Source organism: Nesterenkonia salmonea, from assembly GCF_005771525.1.
Lineage (GTDB): Bacteria > Actinomycetota > Actinomycetes > Actinomycetales > Micrococcaceae > Nesterenkonia > Nesterenkonia salmonea.
Genome location: NZ_VAVZ01000035.1, coordinates 21209 through 39403 on the forward strand (window position 1 = coordinate 21209; position 18195 = coordinate 39403).

Sequence of the window (18195 nt, forward strand, 5' to 3'; positions counted from 1 at the left end):
CAATAGAGGCTATGACTAAGACTCCAGAGGATTCGGAGAAAGACGACGAAGAGCGCCGCTTCGAAGAACGGTGGAGCCGTGATCATGCTAATGACGTTCCACGGACTGCCTCGGGAGCCTTGCCGACCAGTGTGCTGGTGATCGCCGTCGGCATCTTCGCCTTGGGATTCTGGCTCTTTAGGCGCTGGCGCCAACAGTATGTTGACTACAGCAATATTGGTGGTTGGGCCGAGCCAATCCAGCCGATCCTCCTCATGTTGGGAATCACCTAGTCCACGTCAACAGGTCAGATACGGCAAGACCTGCGAAATCTGGGAGAGGAGCACAATGCCTGGAGCTGAACCTCAAAAGTCGCAGAAGCGTACCTTTTGGGCTACGTGGCAATCGGCCGTAGCGATTCCAGGAATCCTACTCATCGGGTGGATGATCTTCGCACCGGAAGATGCACGGCTGACAAGCGCTCAAGTCCTCATGGCTTGGCTCGCGATTTTCACAGTAGCCGCGGTAGTGGCCCTGCTCCGGGTCAAAGTTCAACCGGGTACGCAGGCTAGGGCGCTTCGAGGCTGAAGAACAGAAAGCAGACGAAGGCGGTTCGCTCACCTGCACTGGCGGGCAGAAGTTCAGCGGGAGTGTCGGGCGACCATGGAGGTTCACTCACGGCACTCATGCGGAAACCTGCTTCATTGAATGCATCACTCATGGCGTGGAGGGGGCGGTGCCAGTACGTGAGGACTGCACTCTGACCCTCGAACTCGAATTCCTCCGAGTATTGGGCCAGAGCGAAGTAGTCGCGGTCCTGATAGTTGAACATATATGCCGCCGGATGGGGTACGGACACGATGAGTCTCCCTCCGGGCCGCAGAACGCGCCGCAGCTCGGCCAGGGGCTGGATCCAGTCCTTCACATAGTGCAAAGCCAGAGAGCAGACCACAACATCGAACGAGTGGTCACCGTAGGGAAGCGGTTGACCGAGGTCGGCGACGTCCACATCCGCGTCATCACCGAGACGCTCGCGAGCCAGCGCCACCATGGCAGGACTGAGGTCAAAGCCGCTCACTGCTGCGCCTCGATCCCGAAGCGCCGAGGTCAAAGCCCCAGACCCACACCCCGCATCAAGGACACGGCAGCCGTGAACGTCCCCGGCAAGCTCAACCATAGCCGGGCGTTCGTACCAGGCATTGAGCAGGTTGGTCTCGTTTGCGCGGGAATAGGCCCGCGCGAAGGCATCGTAGTCAGTCATACTCACGAGCCTACGGGGCCGGGAGACCCAGACTCAGTTTCATCAGGCCGCGGCGGGGCCTCAGCGGCACCCAATGCCGCACGGAGAATACCGACGCCGAACACTGCAAACCCCAGACAAACGATCACGTACTCGAAGAGTGAATCGTCATAGATCTGAGCGTAAAGGGCTGCCGGCACGAATTGAAAAACAATCATGAACCCGAGCATCGCTGCCAACCCGGCACCGGTCGTCGAGTTGCCCCATCCGGTAGAGGAGAAACCATAGGCCCGCTGGAAGTAAAGGACAATGGCTACTAATGCGGCACAACAGATGAGCATGCCCGTCCAACCCAAAGCGTCCCATTCCACACGGGCTCGACCCGCGAAGAACAACATACCTGCACCAGCGAAGGTCAGGCCCACCGCAGCGTAGACATCATGCGGCGGACCAAGCGCAGGCTTACGCTGCGGCCCTTGAACTGCCTCCGAAAGGCTGCGCCTGTGTACCTTGTTTCCTTCCGCCACCATCAAATCCTTTTGCAGTACCGGCAGTTGACCACTTCCTCCGGATGCTACCGATGACGACGACGGCGGCAAAAGGGCTCTGTAGTTTTGGGCAGTAGTGGGAACGGCACCGGCCCTGCAGCGACCCGACTAACCAAACGTGGCACCCGACTGAGCGTCACAATCGGGCCACAGCGAAGCCCGCTCAGCCGGCGTCGGCTGCCGCTTGGGCTGCCTGCGGGAGGGCCTGCAGGATTCGGTCCACGGCGGCGTCGTCGTGTGCTGCGGAGAGGAACCAGGCTTCGAAGACACTCGGGGGCAGGTAGACGCCCTGTTCCAGCATGGCGTGGAAGAACGGGCCGTAGCGGAAGGACTCCTGCGCCTGGGCCTCCGCATAGTTGTGCACTCCGGTGGCGGAGGTTCCGAACGCCAATGAGAACAGCGAGCCGACCTTCTGGATGGTGTGATCGACGCCGGCGTCGGTCAGTGCCGCAGCGAGCCCATCCGCGACCACCTGAGCCTTCAGGTCAATGTGCTCATAGACCCCAGCAGTCGCGTTGTTCAACGTGGCAACACCAGCGGCCATAGCCACCGGATTCCCCGAGAGCGTCCCCGCGTGGTACACCGGCCCGGTGGGAGCAAGGTGCTCCATCACGTCGCGACGACCCGCCAAGGCCGCCGTGGGCAGACCGCCGCCGATCACTTTGCCGAAGGTGAACAGGTCTGGTGTCCAGCCCTCATTTCTGCCCGAGGCGCCCCAGTACCCGGCCTCGGTAATCCGGAATCCGGTCATCACCTCATCGAAGATCATCAACGCCCCGTGCGCAGCCGTGAGGTCGCGGATGAGCTGGTTGAAACCAGGTTCCGGTGCCACCACGCCCATATTCGCTGGGGTCGCCTCCGTGATCACCGCAGCGATGTTCCCACTGTGCTCAGCAAACACTGTCTCAAGGGCTTCACGGTCGTTGTACTCAATGACGATGGTCTCCCACGCCTGTGCCTCCGTGACACCAGCTGAGCCGGGCAGGCCCAGAGTCGCCACCCCGGACCCAGCGGCAGCCAACAGTCCATCAGAATGTCCGTGGTAGCAGCCTGCGAACTTCACCACCAGGTTCTTCCCCGTCGCGCCGCGGGCAAGCCGGATCGCAGTCATCGTGGCCTCAGTACCAGTGGAGACCATGCGGATCATTTCCGCACCCGGCACTCGGGAGCGCACCAGCTCCGCGAGTTCGGATTCCAGCGGGTGGGAGGTCCCGAACCCGAGACCCTTCTCCACAGTGGCACGCACAGCGTCCATCACAGCTGGATGACTGTGTCCTAGCAGGGCAGGGCCCCAGGATCCGACGAGGTCCACGTACTCCTTACCCTCAACATCTGTCAGGTAGGGGCCATTGCCCTCCACCATGGACACCGGCGTCCCGCCCACGGAGCCGAATGCCCGCACTGGGGAGTTCACTCCCCCAGGCATCAGCGTCTGCGCGGTGGTGAAAAGATCCTGGTTGGTGGTCATCGGTCCTCCTGCAGCCAGCGGGCTGCCTCGGCGGCGTAATAGGTCAAAACATTGGTGGCTCCAGCACGGCGAATGGCGGTGAGGGTCTCCAGGACCACAGCTTTGCGGTCGACCCATCCATTGGCGGCGGCAGACTCGATCATCGCGTACTCACCGGAGACCTGATAGGCGGAGACCGGCACATCACTGATCTCGGCCACATCGGACAAGATATCCAGATAGGCGCTGGCGGGTTTGACCATCACCATATCGGCACCCTCCGCCAGGTCCAGCTGGACCTCTTTCAGCGCCTCAGTCCGGTTTCCGGCATCCATCTGATACTGCCGGCGGTCCCCCTGCAGCTGGGAGTCCACCGCCTCACGGAACGGTCCGTAGAACGCGGAGGCGTACTTGGCGGAGTAGGCCAGAATGGGCACATTGTGGTGGCCTGCGGCGTCGAGCGCGTCGCGAATCACAGCGACCTGACCATCCATCATTCCGGAGGGCGCGACGACGTCCGCACCAGCCTCAGCCTGGACCACACCCATTTGCGCATACAGCTCAAGAGTCTGGTCATTGTCGACCTCCCCGTGGGAATCGAGCACCCCGCAGTGGCCGTGGTCGGTGAACTCATCCAGGCAGAGATCACTCATCACCGGCAGAGCGTCGCCTACTGTGGCTTTCACCGACCGGATGCTTCGGTTGAGGATGCCATCCGGGTCAAGACCAGCAGTTCCTTGCGCATCCCGTTGAGCGGGGATTCCGAAGAGCATGATGCCGCCCAACCCCAGGTCTGCAGCCTCACCAGCAGCCTTCAGCAGGGACTCTTCAGTGTGCTGAACCACTCCGGTCATGGAACTGATGGACGCCGGTTCGGTGAGACCTTCCCGGACGAACACCGGAAGGATGAAATCTGCAGGATGAAGCCGAGTCTCAGCGACCAGTCTGCGCAGGGCGGGTGTGCGGCGGAGTCGTCGGGGTCGGTCAGCGGGGAAAGCCATGGTCTTCAGTCTAGAGGTCCGTAGCTGCCGGTCACATGTCCAGCTGAGCCAGAGCTTGGAGGGCTCCATCAGCTGTGGGTGTGCTCAGAACAGCATCAGCGGGTTGGCCCAGTCGGCTCAGGGTCTCAGCGGTTGGCCCTCCGATGGCGAGAACTCTCACTCCGGAGACGTGGCGGGTGGCCCATACTTCTGCGGCGCTGGAACTGGTGACCAGGACGGCATCGTCGCCTGTCAGTTCCGGTGTGAGGTGGTCCACTGCGGGTGGGCTGAGCGGGACCGTGGCATAGGCCGTCACCTGGGTGAGGTTCCAGCCCTTCGCGGTCAGGCCCTCCGCCAGAACCGGGCGGGCCTGGGCGGACTGGGGCAGCAGGAGCTCGGTTCCGGGATCTGGGGTGGGCAGTTCGGCGAGGATACCTGCGGCGCTGTGGTCCTGCGGCATCCACGGCACGTTCACTGAGCTGCGTTGTTCAAGTACCCGCGCGGTTCCGGGCCCGACGACGCCCACGCGGGTCTTCTCCGGCACTGCTCCGGACCATCCGCAGGACACCAGGGCCCGCACGGTGTTGGCACTGGTGAGCAGTAGCCAAGAGAAGTCACCTTGTTCCAAACGCTGAATCGCTGTGCTGAGTTCGTGGCGGTCCTCTGGCAGGACCTGCTGGGTCAGGGGCATGTGCACGCATATGTGGCCGGCCTGCCGCAGTCCTGCCTCAAGATCCCCGGTCTGGTCGGAGTGGCGGGTCAGTACGATGCGCACAGCGGCCCCCTGTGATGGTCCCGAGGCGAAGCGTTCACTGGGTCTTCCCTTTCGGGGGATTCAGGAGTCGATGACGTGCTTCAGCAGGCCGCGGTCCTCGGCCAGGAGGGTCTCTGCCACGCGGGTTCCGAGTTCCGCGGCAGCTGTGATGCCAGCTTCACGGGTGACTCCGGGTTCGAGCGTCAGCTCCTGGCCGGCCCGTTGAACCTCTGAGCCATCAGGTGCGCAGACCATGGTGTCCAGGCGCAGCTTCACTCCCCCGTCGGGTTCATCCTCGCACCGGGCGAGCCCGCCGATGGGTGCGGAGCATCCGGCGTTGAGCCGAGCCAAAAGGGCCCGCTCGGCGGTGGCTTCCAACCGGCTCTCCAGATGATCCAGCTGGGCCAAGCTGACGGATAGAGACGTGCTCGGCGCCGACTGCGCGCTGCGGACTTCCACTGCGAGTGCACCCTGTCCGGGGGCGGGCAGCATCACGTCAGGATCCAGTAGCTCAGAGATGTGGTGATGAAGTTCCAACCGGGCCAGTCCTGCCCCGGCGAGCACTACGGCGTCCAAGTCTCCGCGGGCGGCATCGGGCGCTTGGCTGGATTTCTCAGCCGCGTCCTCACGCCCACGGACGCGCGCCAGCCGGGTGCCGACGTTGCCGCGGATGTCCACAATGTTCAGGTCTGGTCGTGCAGCCAGCAGTTGGGCCGCACGGCGAGGGGAGCCGGTGCCGACTTTGGCCCCCTCGGGGAGTTCCTCAAGAGTGAGGTCATCGGCGGCGCACAGGGCATCACGGACATCTGCCCTCTCGGGAACTGCTGCAATATTTAGTCCCTCAACGTCTTTGGCCGGCAGGTCCTTCAGTGAATGGACGGCGACATCAATGTCCACATCGAACAGGGCTTTGCGCAGTGCGGTGGCGAAGACCCCGGTGCCTCCGAGCTGGCTCAGCGGCCCGGTCAGGACATCACCCTCTGACCGGATGGTGACCAGCTCGTAGTCCAGCCCACCCAAATCGGCGAGCGCCTCAGCCGCTGTGGTGCTCTGCCGCATGGCCAGCCTGCTGCCCCGTGTGCCGACGCGGAAGGACTCCATCAGGCGAGCACTTCAACAACGTCGACTGTGTCGGGGAGCCGGCGTCCGGTATAGAAAGGGATTTCGTCACGCACGTGGTACCGGGTCTCGGATTCACGCAGTCGGCGCATCATATCCACCAGGTCCCGCAGGTCTGGGGCTTCCAGTGCTAGCAACCACTCCCAGTCATTGAGCGCGAACGCGGAGGTCGTGTTCGCCAGCACGGAGGGGAACTCCTGGCCGAGCTCGCCGTGCTCACGAAGCATCTTGCCGCGCTTGGCGGGATCCAGCAGGTACCAGTCGTAACTGCGGTTGAACGGGTAGACGGTCAGCCATTCCTCAGGCTCTACTCCGCGGGCGAACGCCGGCACATGGCCACGGGCGAACTCTGCGGTGCGGTGGACGCCCATGGCGGAGAAGGCCATCTCCGTGCTGTTGAGCAGTTCTGTCCGGTGCAGGGCACGCAGGGCAGCCTGTAACTTCTCCGCCTTATGCCCGGTGACCCACAGCATGATGTCCGCATCGGCCCGCATCCCGGAGACGTCGTAGACTCCGCGTAGCTCCGCGGCGTCGTCGTCATGACCCAGCCCTCCGCCGGCCAGTGAGGTGACGACCTCGTCAAAAGCTGAGGCGATCTTTTCTGCTTTGCGCCCGGCCGGCACCTCTGAGCGGTGCTTAGGCTCCCACCAATCGACCGCCGACCGAGACTCGGTGCGGGTGAACACGGTGAAGACGGTGAACCAGTCTTTACCGGAGGAGTTGACGTCCTCCGGGCTGCGCTGCGGATTGCGACCATAACTCATGCAGCCAGCTTATCGCGCAGCGGCAACTCACTTCTACAGGGTGTAGAAGAATGACAGGCGACGACGCCCGAGCCGCCTCACGTGCCCCAGCTCGGCTGGCGGAGGCGGATCAGCGGCTCAGGATCTGCTGTGCGGTGCGGCGAGCATCGGGGATGACCTGGGCAAGCCCGGTGCCGGAGAACCACGCGCCCGCCACCGCAATCTGTGGCCCTCCGGCACTGTGCCGGGCGCTGAGCCGTTCTCTGATGCGTTGTGCGTCACTGCGCTGCTGGGTTGATCCGCCGGGAAGTCCGGTCTGCCAGCGCACCACCGTGTGATCGAGCAGCTGCTCGCCGGTCACAGTCAGGCCCGTCAGCGCTGGGAGATCCGTCATCGCAGCGCTGAGCAGCGCCGTGTCTGAGGAGGCGAACCCTAGACTGCCGTCGGTGTCGGTGACGCGTCCGAACGAGAGCCGCAGCAAGTGGTGGCTTGGACCCAGCTGATCCTCCAGCGCGCGGGCCACCCATTCCCATTTGGCTGAGATATGGGTCATTGCTTTGGCCTGGATGTGGTCCGCCGTGGGCGCTACGAGCATTCCGGTCCCGCGCGGCCATCCGTCCAACGCCGGTGCGTGCACCAGAAGCGTCACTAGTGCCACTCCGGAGTTCCGGCTCATGCCATGACGAGCCGCTGGCTGATGCGGCTGGCTGGGTTCATGGGGCTGGCCGATCAGCCTGTTGACTTGGCGGCCTTCGGTGGCCAGGATGACGGCATCTGCCTGCAGCGCGCCGACATCGTGAACCTCTGTATTGAGATGAATGGTGGTGCCGAGTTCGCGGAGCTGCGCTTCCAGGGTACTGATCAGAGTGTTCATACCGCCGTGCAGTGATTGGACTGCAGACCCTGCTGGGGCGGCTGCGCGCAGGGCAGTGACCGCTCGCGCCAGGGACCCTTCAGCGATCATGGTGCGGTACAGCTCAGGGTGTGCGGAGCTGATCGCCAGGTCATATGGATCTGCTGAGTGCACCCCTGAGGTAATGGGAGCGACGAGCCGCTCCACCACCGCTGGGCCCATCCGGTCGGCGACGACGTCCCCCAATGCCGGGCGCTGCTCCTGCGACCAGGTCATGGGCGCTTCAAGATCCTGGGTTGCGCGTGCGGCCTGTTCAGCACCGAGAATGGCCATCACGTCTTCAGCCCCGGGATCTCCCGGAACGCCTAACACCCCGGTGGAGGGCATCGGTGCTGCTTGATCTGGCAGTTGCAGCCAGGCCCCCAGCGGATTGGGAGAGACGACCTGCTGATCCAGGCCCAGGTCGCGGAGGAAATCCCGCACTGCGGGGGTGCGTGTCGCGAAGGCTTCCGCCCCGGCGTCGACCTGCACCTGCGCAAGCGATACGGGGGCAATCGCTCCCCCGAGCCGGCCGCTGGCCTCATAGAGTTCAACCTGGTGCCCGCTTCGGGCAAGCTCCCATGCGGCAGTCAGTCCGGCAATTCCGCCGCCGATGACTGCTGTGCGGTTCATGGGTCGATCGAGTGGATGAGTTCCACCACTCGTGTCAGGACCGCAGGGTCAGTCTCAGGAGGTACACCATGACCGAGGTTGAGAACATGGCCGGCCGCGCCGGATCCGGCTGCGATCACCTCACGGACATGAGCTTCCAGAACAGACCAGTCCGCGGTAAGGAATGCGGGGTCAATATTGCCCTGCAGGGGTGTCTCGGGTCCAAGGCGGCGGGTGGCTTCACTGAGGTTCAGCCGGTAGTCGACACCGACCACATCGGCCCCTGCGGTTTTTAACAGGTCAAGAATCTCGCTGGTTCCGGTGCCAAAGTGCACCAGAGGGGCGCTCACGCCATCTGGCCCACTCAGTCCTGAAACATGGGACAGGGCCGCAGTTGAATGCGGTAGAACGTGGCGCTGGTAGTCGGCCCGGCCGAGTGAACCGGCCCAGGAGTCGAACAGCTGCGCAGCGGATGCACCGGCCATCAGTTGGGCGCGCATGAATCGGCCGGAGACATCGGCGGCCCATGCCGCCAGGGCGTTCCATGTCTGCGGGTCGGTGTGCATCATGGCTCGCGGGCCCAGGTGATCCCGTGAGGGCCGACCTTCCACCATATAGGCAGCCAAGGTGAAGGGTGCGCCTGCGAATCCGATCAGGGGGGTGCTGCCGAGTTCTGCTGTGGTGCGCTGGATCGCCTCGGTGATGGGCGCGAATGCGGCGTCGTCGAGCTCAGGTAGTGCGGCAACGTCTGCGGCGGTGCGCACTGGGGCGTCCAAGACTGGACCGACTCCGGGCTTAATCTCCACACCCACACCGGCCAGGCGCAGCGGAATGACAATATCGGAGAAAAAGATCGCGGCGTCAACGTCATGGCGGCGCACCGGTTGCAGCGTAATCTCACTGGCCATGTCCGGGTTGAGGCAGGAGTCCAGCATGGAAGTGCCCTCACGCAGCTCCCGGTACTCCGGCAGTGACCGGCCGGCTTGGCGCATGAACCACACGGGCCGGCGCTCAGGCGAAGCAGGCGCCCCGGCGCTGGTGCGCGAACCGCGGTACTGGTTGAGCAGCGCGGACTCTGAGGTCAGTCCACTCGTCAAAGGGTGGTCTGCGGGCAGCTGGGACGTAGGCGTCGTCGTCATACTCCCATTCTGCCTTGTACGGACCACTTCCCGTCACGAACAGCGAACTTCTTCTACACACGATAGAATTGCTCTGCCGTGGTTCTCTTTTCTCTTGTCGCAACCCACACCGATCTCGACCTCGAGACCGTCGGGACACTTTCCGCAGGAGCGGCCGATGTTGCCGCTTCTGTAGATCTGCCTGCCGTGACACTGGCCACCTGCAACCGCCTCGAAATCTACGCCGAATCCGGCTCGAACTCTCCTGAGGCGCTTGAGGAAAGCCGTAACAGGCTTATCGCCGCGGTCGCTGAGTCCTCCGGACTGGATGAGGCCACAGTCGCCCGGTCTTTCAAGACTTTGGTCGATGGCGACGCCGCCCATCACCTTTTCGAGGTCGGAGCCGGCTTGGATTCCGCCGTGGTGGGTGAACGTGAGATCGCCGGTCAGGTGAGGCGGTCGTTGGCTGAGGCTCAGGCCTCAGGCACCGCATCAGGGACTCTGACGAAGCTCTTCGAATCCGCTACGCGTGCGGCGAAGGACGTTGGCGCCAAGACCGCCCTTGGGTCTCGGGGCCGGTCGATCGTCTCCGTGGCTTTAGACATCGCTGGTGACATGCGCGGCCACGGACCGTCGTTCTACCAGAACGCCAAAGTGGTGCTGATTGGGACCGGCGCCTACGCCGGTGCTTCGCTTTCCCAGCTGGCCGAACGTGGCGTGACGGATATCGCCGTCTTCTCCGGATCCGGCCGCGCGGAGGACTTCCTCACCGCACGCAAAGACGCCGTCCTAGCCCGCGGAAGCCAGGTCCGCTCACTGCGCATGGATGAGTTGGCCGCCGCCTTCCGTGAAGCTGATGTCATCATCGGCTGCTCAGGAGGGAACCGTCAGATCACGGCCGGAGAGATCCGCTCATTAGCCGCACTGCATGAGCGCGCTGAACCCCTGACGGTGATTGACCTGGCGCTCTCTCATGACTTCACCCCCGAGGTCGCCGAACTCCCCGGAGTGGACCTGATCACACTGGAATCAGTGAAGATCGCCGCACCAGAAGAAACCTCAGCCTCAGTCGACGACGCTCGAGCAGTCGTCGCAGATTCCGTCCAGAACTACCTCTCCGAGCGTGCTGAGCGCACCGCAGATGACGCGATCGTCACGCTGCGCAAACACGTGCAGTCCCTCTTGGACGAGGAAATGGACAAGGTCCGCAAACACCACGGATGCAGCGCCGCTTCAGAAGAGGTGGAGTTCGGCCTGCGCCGCATTGTCCGCAAGCTGCTGCACACCCCCACTGTGCGTGCCCGGGAGCTGGCCGCAGAGGGCCGCGGTGACGAGTACGTTGCTGCCCTACAGACCATCTTTGGGGTCGAGGTGGCAGCCGCCGAAGATTCACAGCGACAGGCGGGGCCGCGGTGTCGTCCTGAAGATTTCTCCACTGCCGAGCTGGCACATATGGCAGCGTATCTCCAGCAAGTCCCCGACGGCGGATTCTGCCGTCACCACCGTGCCGGGGAGTTCAGCATCGCACGGTTCCAGGCCGTGGAAGCCGTCCGCAAGAGCGCCTAAGCGCCCCTCACTCCTCGCATCAAGCTGGTGTCCAGGCTCTATTGTGCCTGCGCTGACCTGGGGCTCTTAGCGTATTCGGTGTTGGTTCACTTGACCGATAACCCGATTTTTGAGGAGGGCGAAGGCTGTGAAGCTCGCCGCCATTCGATCCATCTACGAGGCTGAGCCTCCGTTTGCCACCGTCTACCTACAGGCTCAGGCCGCCAGCCCCAATGCCGAACAGGAAGTCCGGCTGCGTTGGGACTCGCTGCGCAGCCAGCTGGCTGACGCTGGTGCCCATGATGAAACTCTCACAGCACTCGACGACGCCGTGCTGGGCGAGGACATCACCGCCATTCAGACTGAAGGCCGAGTGCTGGTGGCCAACCGCACCGGGCTGCTGCTGGAGCAGGACTTTGACGCCACTCGTGACGGAGGGGACAAGGCCGTTCTGGGTGAGCCGCCCGCACTAGGTGACTATCTGCGGCAGCGGGCCCGCTCCGTGCGCGGCCTGGTGGTCCTGGTGGACAAGGAGCGCGCAACCCTGCGCCGGGAAGTCTTCACCTCAGCGGCCGTCTTGGACTCCGGCAGCGAATCCGGAGTCGAGGGCTCCGCGACCGAAAGTGTGCACAAGCCGCGAGAGGGCGCAGAACACCACCGCCGCATGCAGCAGCGGGCTGAAGAGGCCGCGTGGCTCAATATCCGCGACATCACAGAAACTGTGCGCAAAACCGCAGAGAAGTGGGGTCCCGACGCTCTGGTGGTGGCCGGCGAGGTCCAAGGTCGCAAGATGCTGCTGGAAGAGCTACCCGTCCACCTCCAGGAGATGTCATACGAGGTGGAGGCTGGTGGCGGAATTTCCAGTGACTCCGCTGATGACGGCACCGAGCAGGCGCTCACAGAGGCTCTGCTGAGTACGGCCCGTCAGATCACCATCGACCGAGCTAAGGCTGAGACCGAACGCTTCGGTACCGCTCGGGCTAACGGGTTGGCAGTAGAGGGTGCCGAGAACATCCGCCGGGCGGCCACACTGGGCGCCATTGAGACTCTCCTGCTCCGCTATGACGCTGAAGCAGAGGATGAGGACACATTGCTGCGCGACGCCGCCGGAGTCGATGCCGCTGTGGGACTCGTCGGAACATCCGTTGAGGGTAACGCCGCAGCGATCTTGCGCTACGAGGCGCCTGTGGACCAGATGGACTCCCAACCGTCCTCCAACTGATCAGAACACACGTGTCTTATGGGGCGTGGAGTCGCCGGCGCAGGGCATCCCCGCCGCTCTTCACGCCCCATAGCCGTGTCAGGGGTGAAGGCTAGACTGGGACAAGTGACGACTGCACAGCACACCGAGGCCACAGATGCCTCCCCAGAACTCCGAGAAGAGTACGCCGGACTGGTAGAAGAGGTCGCCCGGCACCAGGTGGCCTATCACCAGAAAGATGCGCCGCTGATCTCTGATGCGGAGTACGACCAACTCATCCACCGCCTCCGGAAGATCGAGGCTGAGCACCCGGAACTAGCTTCCGCAGACTCCCCCACACAGCAGGTGGGTGGCACCCCATCAGAGGCCTTCTCCCCGGTAGAGCATCTGCGTCGGATGTATTCGCTTGAAGACCTGTTCTCCTCCTCTGAGCTGCGCACCTGGTATGACAGGGCGGTCGCATCCTTGGAGAAGCAGCGGCCGGGTGAGAAACCCCGGTGGCTGGTCGAGCTGAAGATCGACGGCCTCGCCATCAGCCTGCTCTACCGCCACGGTGAACTGGTCCGCGCTGCTACCCGCGGGGACGGCACCACGGGTGAGGATGTCACCCATAATGTGCGCACTATCAAAGATATTCCCCATCATCTGGTGGGAGACCATCACCCCGAAGAGCTGGAGGTCCGCGGGGAGATCTTCATGCCCTCGGAGGCTTTCAACACGTTCAACCAGACACTTATTGACTCGGGCAAGCCTCCCCTGGCGAACCCCCGCAATGCAGCCGCCGGGTCGATCCGCCAGAAGGATCCAGCCAAAACTGCCCAGCGCCCACTGTCCATGTTCGTCCACGGAATCGGCGCCCGGTCCGGTCTGGAGCCCACCAGCCAGCACCAGACCTACGAAACACTGGAAGCTTGGGGGCTGCCGGTTTCTCCGTATACGGCAATCGTGGAGAGCTTCGAGGAGATCCAGCAGTACCTGGACACCTATGAGCAGAAGCGCCATGATCTCATTCACGAGATCGACGGGGTGGTCATTAAGGTAGACGACTTCGCCCAGCAACGTTCCTTGGGGCACACCTCGCGTGTCCCCCGGTGGGCAGCGGCCTACAAGTACGCACCCGAGGAAGTCACCACTCGGCTGCTCGATATTCGGGAACATGTGGGCCGCACGGGTCGCGTCACACCGTATGCAGTGCTCAGAAAGGCCAAAGTGGCCGGCTCCGAGGTTCAACGTGCCACGCTCCACAACCAGGACGTGGTCAAGGCTAAAGGCGTGCTCATTGGCGATGACGTGATGATCCGCAAGGCCGGAGACGTCATCCCAGAAGTGCTCGGTCCCGTACTGCCCACCCGTGAAGGCAGGGAGAACGAGCTAAGGGAGTACGTCTTTCCGGAACGCTGTCCGGCCTGCGGAACCGTTCTGGCCCCCGGCAAAGAAGGCGATGTTGACTACCGCTGCCCCAACGCCGAATCCTGCCCCGCCCAACTCAGTGAGCGTGTGGTGCACATCGGCTCCCGCGGCGCACTGGACATTGAGGCACTGGGGTACGAGGCCGGCCTCGCGCTGACTAACCCTGATATGCGTCGGCCGATCGATGCCGATCACATCGACCAGGAAGCCCTGGAGACATCCGGTGCTTCTGTGGCGTGGGGCGCTGAGGGCCCCACGGACCAAACACCTGTCCTGCGCTCCGAGGCTGGACTCTTCGACCTCACCGCCGATGACGTCAAGGATGTTTACGTCTGGCGCGAGGTGAGGAAAGGTGGTGAGTCCACAGGCAAGTGGGCGCCGTCGCTATATTTTTGGACCAAGCCGCAATGGGACCGCAATGGCGAGCTGAAGAAGCCATCGGAACCAACAGCGAACACAGTCCAACTGTTCGAAGAACTACAGAAAGCCAAAGAGCAGCCGCTGTGGCGGGTGTTGGTGGCGCTGTCGATCCGCCATGTGGGGCCCACCGCTTCACGTGCGCTGAGCTCCGCCTACGGCTCCATGGAGAAGATTCGCGCGGCAGATGAGGAAGAGCTGGCCGGCATAGACGGGGTTGGCCCGGTAATCGCCGCATCGATCCGCGAATGGTTCAGCGTGGACTGGCACTGCCGGCTGGTGGACCAGTGGGCGGCCGCCGGGGTGCGGATGGAGGACGAGGTCGATGAGAACACCCCGCGCACTCTGGAAGGTCTCACGGTGGTGGTGACCGGCTCCTTGGAGGAGTACTCCAGGGACGAGTCCAAAGAAGCCATCATCACTCGCGGAGGGCGCGCCGCCGGGTCGGTCTCCAATAAAACCGACTTTGTGGTGGCCGGAGCCAATGCAGGTTCCAAACTAGCCAAAGCAGAACAGCTCGGTGTGCCCGTGCTGGACGAAGAGCAGTTCATCGAGCTGCTGAACAAGGGACCAGAACAATGGAAGAGGGCCGATGACTGACACTGACCTGCTGAAGAAGCTCCTGGGGATCGCCCATGAGGCGGCGGCCGCTGGAGCTGCTGTGCTGGCTGAACGCGACGCCGCCGCGCCTGCTGGGCAGCCACTGGACCGCAATGGCCACGGCATCACCACCAAGTCCTCGGAATCTGACTTTGTCACCGACTTCGACAAACGGGCTGAAGATGAAGTGCGCTCCGTCATCAGCAGGCACCGACCCCATGATGTGATCTCAGGTGAAGAGCACGGCACCACAGATGTGCCCGACCCCACCGGCTACCGGTGGTCGATTGACCCGCTGGACGGCACCACGAACTTCGTCCGCGGAATTGTGTACTACGGCACATCCGTCGGCCTCCAAGCCCCGGACGGGCAGTGGATCGCCGGGGTCGTCGTCGCGCCCGCGATCAAGAAGGAATGGTGGGCAGCAAAGGGCCTCGGCGCCTTCACCACACGCAACGGCTCAGACCCCGTGCAGCTGACAGGACCCCAAGGCGCCATCAGCTCGGGCATCCTGGCCACCGGGTTCGGATACGACCCCGAACGCAAAGCCCAACAGGTGCGCTCAGTGGCCACTATGAACGACTACTTCGGAAACATCCGCAGGCTCGGCGCCGCAGCGCTTGACATCTGCATGGTGGCAGAAGGAACCCAAGACGCCTACGCCGAATACGGCATCCAGGAACACGATTGGGCCGCTGGAGCAGTGATTGCAGAAGAGGTGGGAGTGCCCGTCCGCCGGCCCGCCTCCGCAGACGGCGCGACCGCACCCGACTGGTGCATCATCGGCAATATCGGCATGACCCTGAACGAGCTTGAACCCACCCCGACACAGGTCTAGGTGACGTGCCGCCGTGCCGTACATCAAAGATGCCCGGTCACACCCCCAAGCGCCGGACGTTGAAGCAGCAGGTCTGCGGTGGCTGAAGTCAGCTGAAACCGCGGGCGGGCCCCACATCGTGGACGTCCTCCAAAGCCGCGCCGACGCCCTTCACCTCGAGCGCGTGACACCTCAGAAAGCGACCGCCTTAGCTGCCGCTGAATTCGGGGCCGCACTGGCCAGAATGCACCAGTCCGTGTGGCCTGGTGGCCCGTTGAACCTCCGCGGAGACTCCCTGACCCTCTTCGGCACTCTGGCACCAACACATCCAGCCGGTGTTCCGCACCTGTTCGGCCCGGCAGATCAACTACTAGAGCTTGGTGCAGGCGAACACCAGTCCTGGGGATCCTTCCATGCCGCAGAACGATTGGACCCTGTGTTCCAACAGCTGGAGGCAGCGCTGACACCAGCAGAGAACCAGCTGCTCCGCAACGCGCAAGAACGGATCGCCGCTGGTGACTTCGACACCGAAGAACCTGCTTCCCTCCTACACGGTGACCTGTGGAGCGGCAATGTGCTCTGGAGTGATCACGGGGCTGTTCTCATTGATCCAGCCGCCCACACTGGTCACCGAGAAACCGACCTGGCAATGCTGCAGCTCTTTGGCCTGCCGCACCTGGATGAGGTACTCAGCGTCTACCAGCAAACCGCGCCACTCACCGAAGGGTGGCAGGATCGGGTCCCTGTCCACCAGCTGTTCTATCTAGCGGTTCACCTGCTGCTGTTCGGCACCACCTACCATGAGGCGACGATCGCAGCGGCCGGACGCGTCACCAGCATTCGCGGCTGAGCCGCACAGCAAACGCCCCGGCCAGGAGCCTGCATGTGCAGGCACCTGGCCGGGGCGCGCTCAGTGACTTTACTGGTGAGGCGCGATGTCGCGCTTCGGACCAGCCTTGGACTCGTCCACCACAATCTTCATATCCTCTGGACCGGGGATGTACTCTGGGTCCTCCATAAGACGTCCAGCCTTGCGGTCGTTGAGGTACTGCTGCATCTCCTTCTTGACCACCGGAGCCAGAATGACCAGCCCGATGACGTTGATGAAGATACAGAGGAACAACGCCGAGTCAGCGAAGTCGATGATGTTGGCGAAGGACACCAGGCAACCGATGACGATGAAGACACAGACAATCACGCGGAAGATCGTGTCAGTGGCCTGGTTCGTACCAACCAGGTAACGCCAAGCCTGAAGACCGTAGTAGCTCCACGTAATCAGTGTCGAGAACGCGAAGAGGAAGACTGCGATCGCCAACAGAACCGAGAAGTTATTGAAGAAGGTGTCGAAAGCGCCGAAGGTCAGACCGATCGGGTCTTCTGCGTTGGCTTCAACGGCTCCATCCCAGGTTGCCTGGTCTGGGTACCAAGCGAACACGATCACCAGTGCGGTCATGGTGCAGACCACCACAGTATCGATGAAGGGCTCCAACGCGGCGACAAAGCCCTCGGAGACCGGCCGGCGGGTCCTGACCGCAGAGTGCGCAATCGGTGCTGAACCAATGCCCGCCTCGTTGGAGAACGCTGCTCGCTGAACACCGATGATGATGACACCGATCATGCCGCCTGCCACACCTTCAGGGGAGAATGCTCCGCTGATGATAGCGCCGAATGCTGCGCCGATATTGCCGAAGTTCGCAAAAATGACCAACAGACATGCTGCGACGTAAATGATGGCCATGGCTGGAACCAGCGTGGCGGTCACCTTAGCGATCGACTTGATACCACCGATGATGACCAGTGCCACCAAACCAGCGAAGATGATGCCGAAGATCAGCGCACCGGCATCGCCGTGCAGGATGGTGTCCTCACTGCCGGTGACAGTGCCCAGTGCGTCACGAATACCTGCGAAGGCATTGTTGGCCTGGAACATGCCGCCACCGATAATGCCGAAGAGCATGATGGAGATGGCAAAGATACCGGTGATGATCGCCACCGGGATGCGGCCAAGACGCATGAAAGCGACCGGGAGGTACTTGAAGGGGCCGCCGTGGACCTCTCCATTCTCATCGATCGTGCGGTACCGGACACCGAGGGTGCACTCGACGAACTTGGTACACATACCCAACAGACCGGCCAGAATCATCCAGAAGGTCGCACCAGGACCGCCCAAGGAGACCGCCGCGGCCACACCGGCGATATTGCCAAGACCCACAGTTCCCGAAACAGCTGCAGTCAGCGCCTGGAAGTGTGAGACCTCGCCCGGATCGTCATCGCGCGACCACTTGCCGCGGACAGTCTCCAGGGATACGACGAAGCCAGTGAATTGGACGCCCTTGAAGTAGATGGTGAAGCCGATGGCGGCCACAATGGCCCACAGGACCAGCAGCGAACCGTCCCACAGCATGGTGTCTTCGGGGAAAGGATCACCGAGCGGGACCTGCACCGAGGTCCCGAAAATCAGATTGACGAAGAATTCGGTGATGCGACCGAACGCCTCGTCAATAGTGTCTGCAAAGTCCTGGATCGGCGAAGCCTCCGCCGCCAGGAGTTGTCCCTCAGGACTCATGTCGTTCATCCCCTCATGTGGATGTCAAAAGCAGTTAACAGGTGCCTCGTGGCACCCCTGGGGTGGCCCAGAATGAGCTTCAATCTACTCGTCTACTGTTTCGCACTGTTTGCGAAATCCCACCCGAGTGTTAAAAGCACGTTTCAGGTTGCACTTACCTTACACCCAGGAAGTGATCATGGTCACGCATTTTCGTCTCGACATGCC

Annotated in this window: 16 protein-coding genes; 6 read left to right on the plus strand and 10 right to left on the minus strand. The window is 62.8% G+C overall.

The window, feature by feature from the left end:
• The first annotated feature begins 11 nt into the window (after positions 1-11).
• Positions 12-272, plus strand: coding sequence for a hypothetical protein (locus tag FEF26_RS12000; RefSeq protein WP_138253779.1), 261 nt, complete (start codon positions 12-14; stop codon positions 270-272).
• A 275-nt stretch (positions 273-547) separates the two neighbouring features.
• On the opposite strand, the gene FEF26_RS12005 is transcribed toward FEF26_RS12000, so the two are convergent.
• From FEF26_RS12005 to hemE, 9 genes are all read right to left on the minus strand, one after another.
• On the minus strand, positions 548-1240 hold the full coding sequence (locus FEF26_RS12005) for a class I SAM-dependent methyltransferase (RefSeq protein WP_138253780.1): 693 nt from the start codon (positions 1238-1240) through the stop codon (positions 548-550).
• A 2-nt stretch (positions 1241-1242) separates the two neighbouring features.
• Positions 1243-1749, minus strand: coding sequence for a hypothetical protein (locus FEF26_RS12010; RefSeq protein WP_138253781.1), 507 nt, complete (start codon positions 1747-1749; stop codon positions 1243-1245).
• A gap of 181 nt (positions 1750-1930) precedes the next feature.
• Positions 1931-3235: a glutamate-1-semialdehyde 2,1-aminomutase gene (hemL, locus tag FEF26_RS12015; protein ID WP_138253782.1), complete on the minus strand. Its 1305-nt coding sequence runs from the start codon at positions 3233-3235 to the stop codon at positions 1931-1933.
• The gene (gene hemB, locus FEF26_RS12020) at positions 3232-4215 is read right to left on the minus strand and encodes a porphobilinogen synthase (protein WP_138253783.1); all 984 of its coding nucleotides are present in this window, start codon (positions 4213-4215) and stop codon (positions 3232-3234) included. Before hemB ends, hemL begins: the two co-directional genes overlap by 4 nt.
• A gap of 31 nt (positions 4216-4246) precedes the next feature.
• Positions 4247-4969 (minus strand): uroporphyrinogen-III synthase, encoded by a 723-nt coding sequence (locus FEF26_RS12025; RefSeq protein WP_138253784.1) that lies wholly within the window; start codon positions 4967-4969, stop codon positions 4247-4249.
• Positions 4970-5029: 60 nt separating this feature from the next.
• Positions 5030-6049, minus strand: a complete 1020-nt coding sequence (hemC, locus tag FEF26_RS12030; protein ID WP_138253785.1) for a hydroxymethylbilane synthase — start codon at positions 6047-6049, stop codon at positions 5030-5032.
• Positions 6049-6831, minus strand: a complete 783-nt coding sequence (gene hemQ / locus FEF26_RS12035; RefSeq protein ID WP_138253786.1) for a hydrogen peroxide-dependent heme synthase — start codon at positions 6829-6831, stop codon at positions 6049-6051. The genes hemC and hemQ overlap by 1 nt, the downstream gene beginning before the upstream one ends.
• Before the next feature lie 109 nt (positions 6832-6940).
• Entirely contained in the window at positions 6941-8335 is a 1395-nt protein-coding gene (gene hemG, locus FEF26_RS12040; RefSeq protein ID WP_138253787.1) for a protoporphyrinogen oxidase, read from the minus strand.
• The gene (hemE, locus tag FEF26_RS12045) at positions 8332-9453 is read right to left on the minus strand and encodes a uroporphyrinogen decarboxylase (protein WP_138253788.1); all 1122 of its coding nucleotides are present in this window, start codon (positions 9451-9453) and stop codon (positions 8332-8334) included. The genes hemG and hemE overlap by 4 nt, the downstream gene beginning before the upstream one ends.
• 78 nt (positions 9454-9531) lie before the next feature.
• On the opposite strand from hemE, the gene FEF26_RS12050 reads away from it, so the two are divergent.
• The 5 genes from FEF26_RS12050 (at position 9532) to FEF26_RS12070 (ending at position 16272) form a co-directional block, all read left to right on the plus strand.
• A complete protein-coding gene (locus FEF26_RS12050; RefSeq protein ID WP_138253789.1) occupies positions 9532-10998 on the plus strand; it encodes a glutamyl-tRNA reductase in 1467 nt (488 codons plus the stop codon).
• A 127-nt stretch (positions 10999-11125) separates the two neighbouring features.
• Positions 11126-12199 carry a baeRF2 domain-containing protein gene (locus FEF26_RS12055; protein ID WP_138253790.1) on the plus strand — a complete coding sequence of 358 codons (1074 nt, stop codon included), beginning with the start codon at positions 11126-11128 and terminating at the stop codon, positions 12197-12199.
• A gap of 18 nt (positions 12200-12217) precedes the next feature.
• On the plus strand, positions 12218-14605 hold the full coding sequence (gene ligA, locus FEF26_RS12060) for an NAD-dependent DNA ligase LigA (protein WP_138253791.1): 2388 nt from the start codon (positions 12218-12220) through the stop codon (positions 14603-14605).
• Complete coding sequence (locus tag FEF26_RS12065; RefSeq protein ID WP_138253792.1) at positions 14598-15443, plus strand: inositol monophosphatase family protein; 846 nt, start codon at positions 14598-14600, stop codon at positions 15441-15443. The genes ligA and FEF26_RS12065 overlap by 8 nt, the downstream gene beginning before the upstream one ends.
• A 13-nt stretch (positions 15444-15456) precedes the next feature.
• Entirely contained in the window at positions 15457-16272 is an 816-nt protein-coding gene (locus tag FEF26_RS12070; RefSeq protein WP_138253793.1) for a fructosamine kinase family protein, read from the plus strand.
• 69 nt (positions 16273-16341) lie between these two features.
• Here the strand turns inward: FEF26_RS12070 and FEF26_RS12075 are convergent, their stop codons facing one another.
• The gene (locus FEF26_RS12075) at positions 16342-17997 is read right to left on the minus strand and encodes an alanine/glycine:cation symporter family protein (protein WP_243730567.1); all 1656 of its coding nucleotides are present in this window, start codon (positions 17995-17997) and stop codon (positions 16342-16344) included.
• Positions 17998-18195 lie beyond the last annotated feature (198 nt).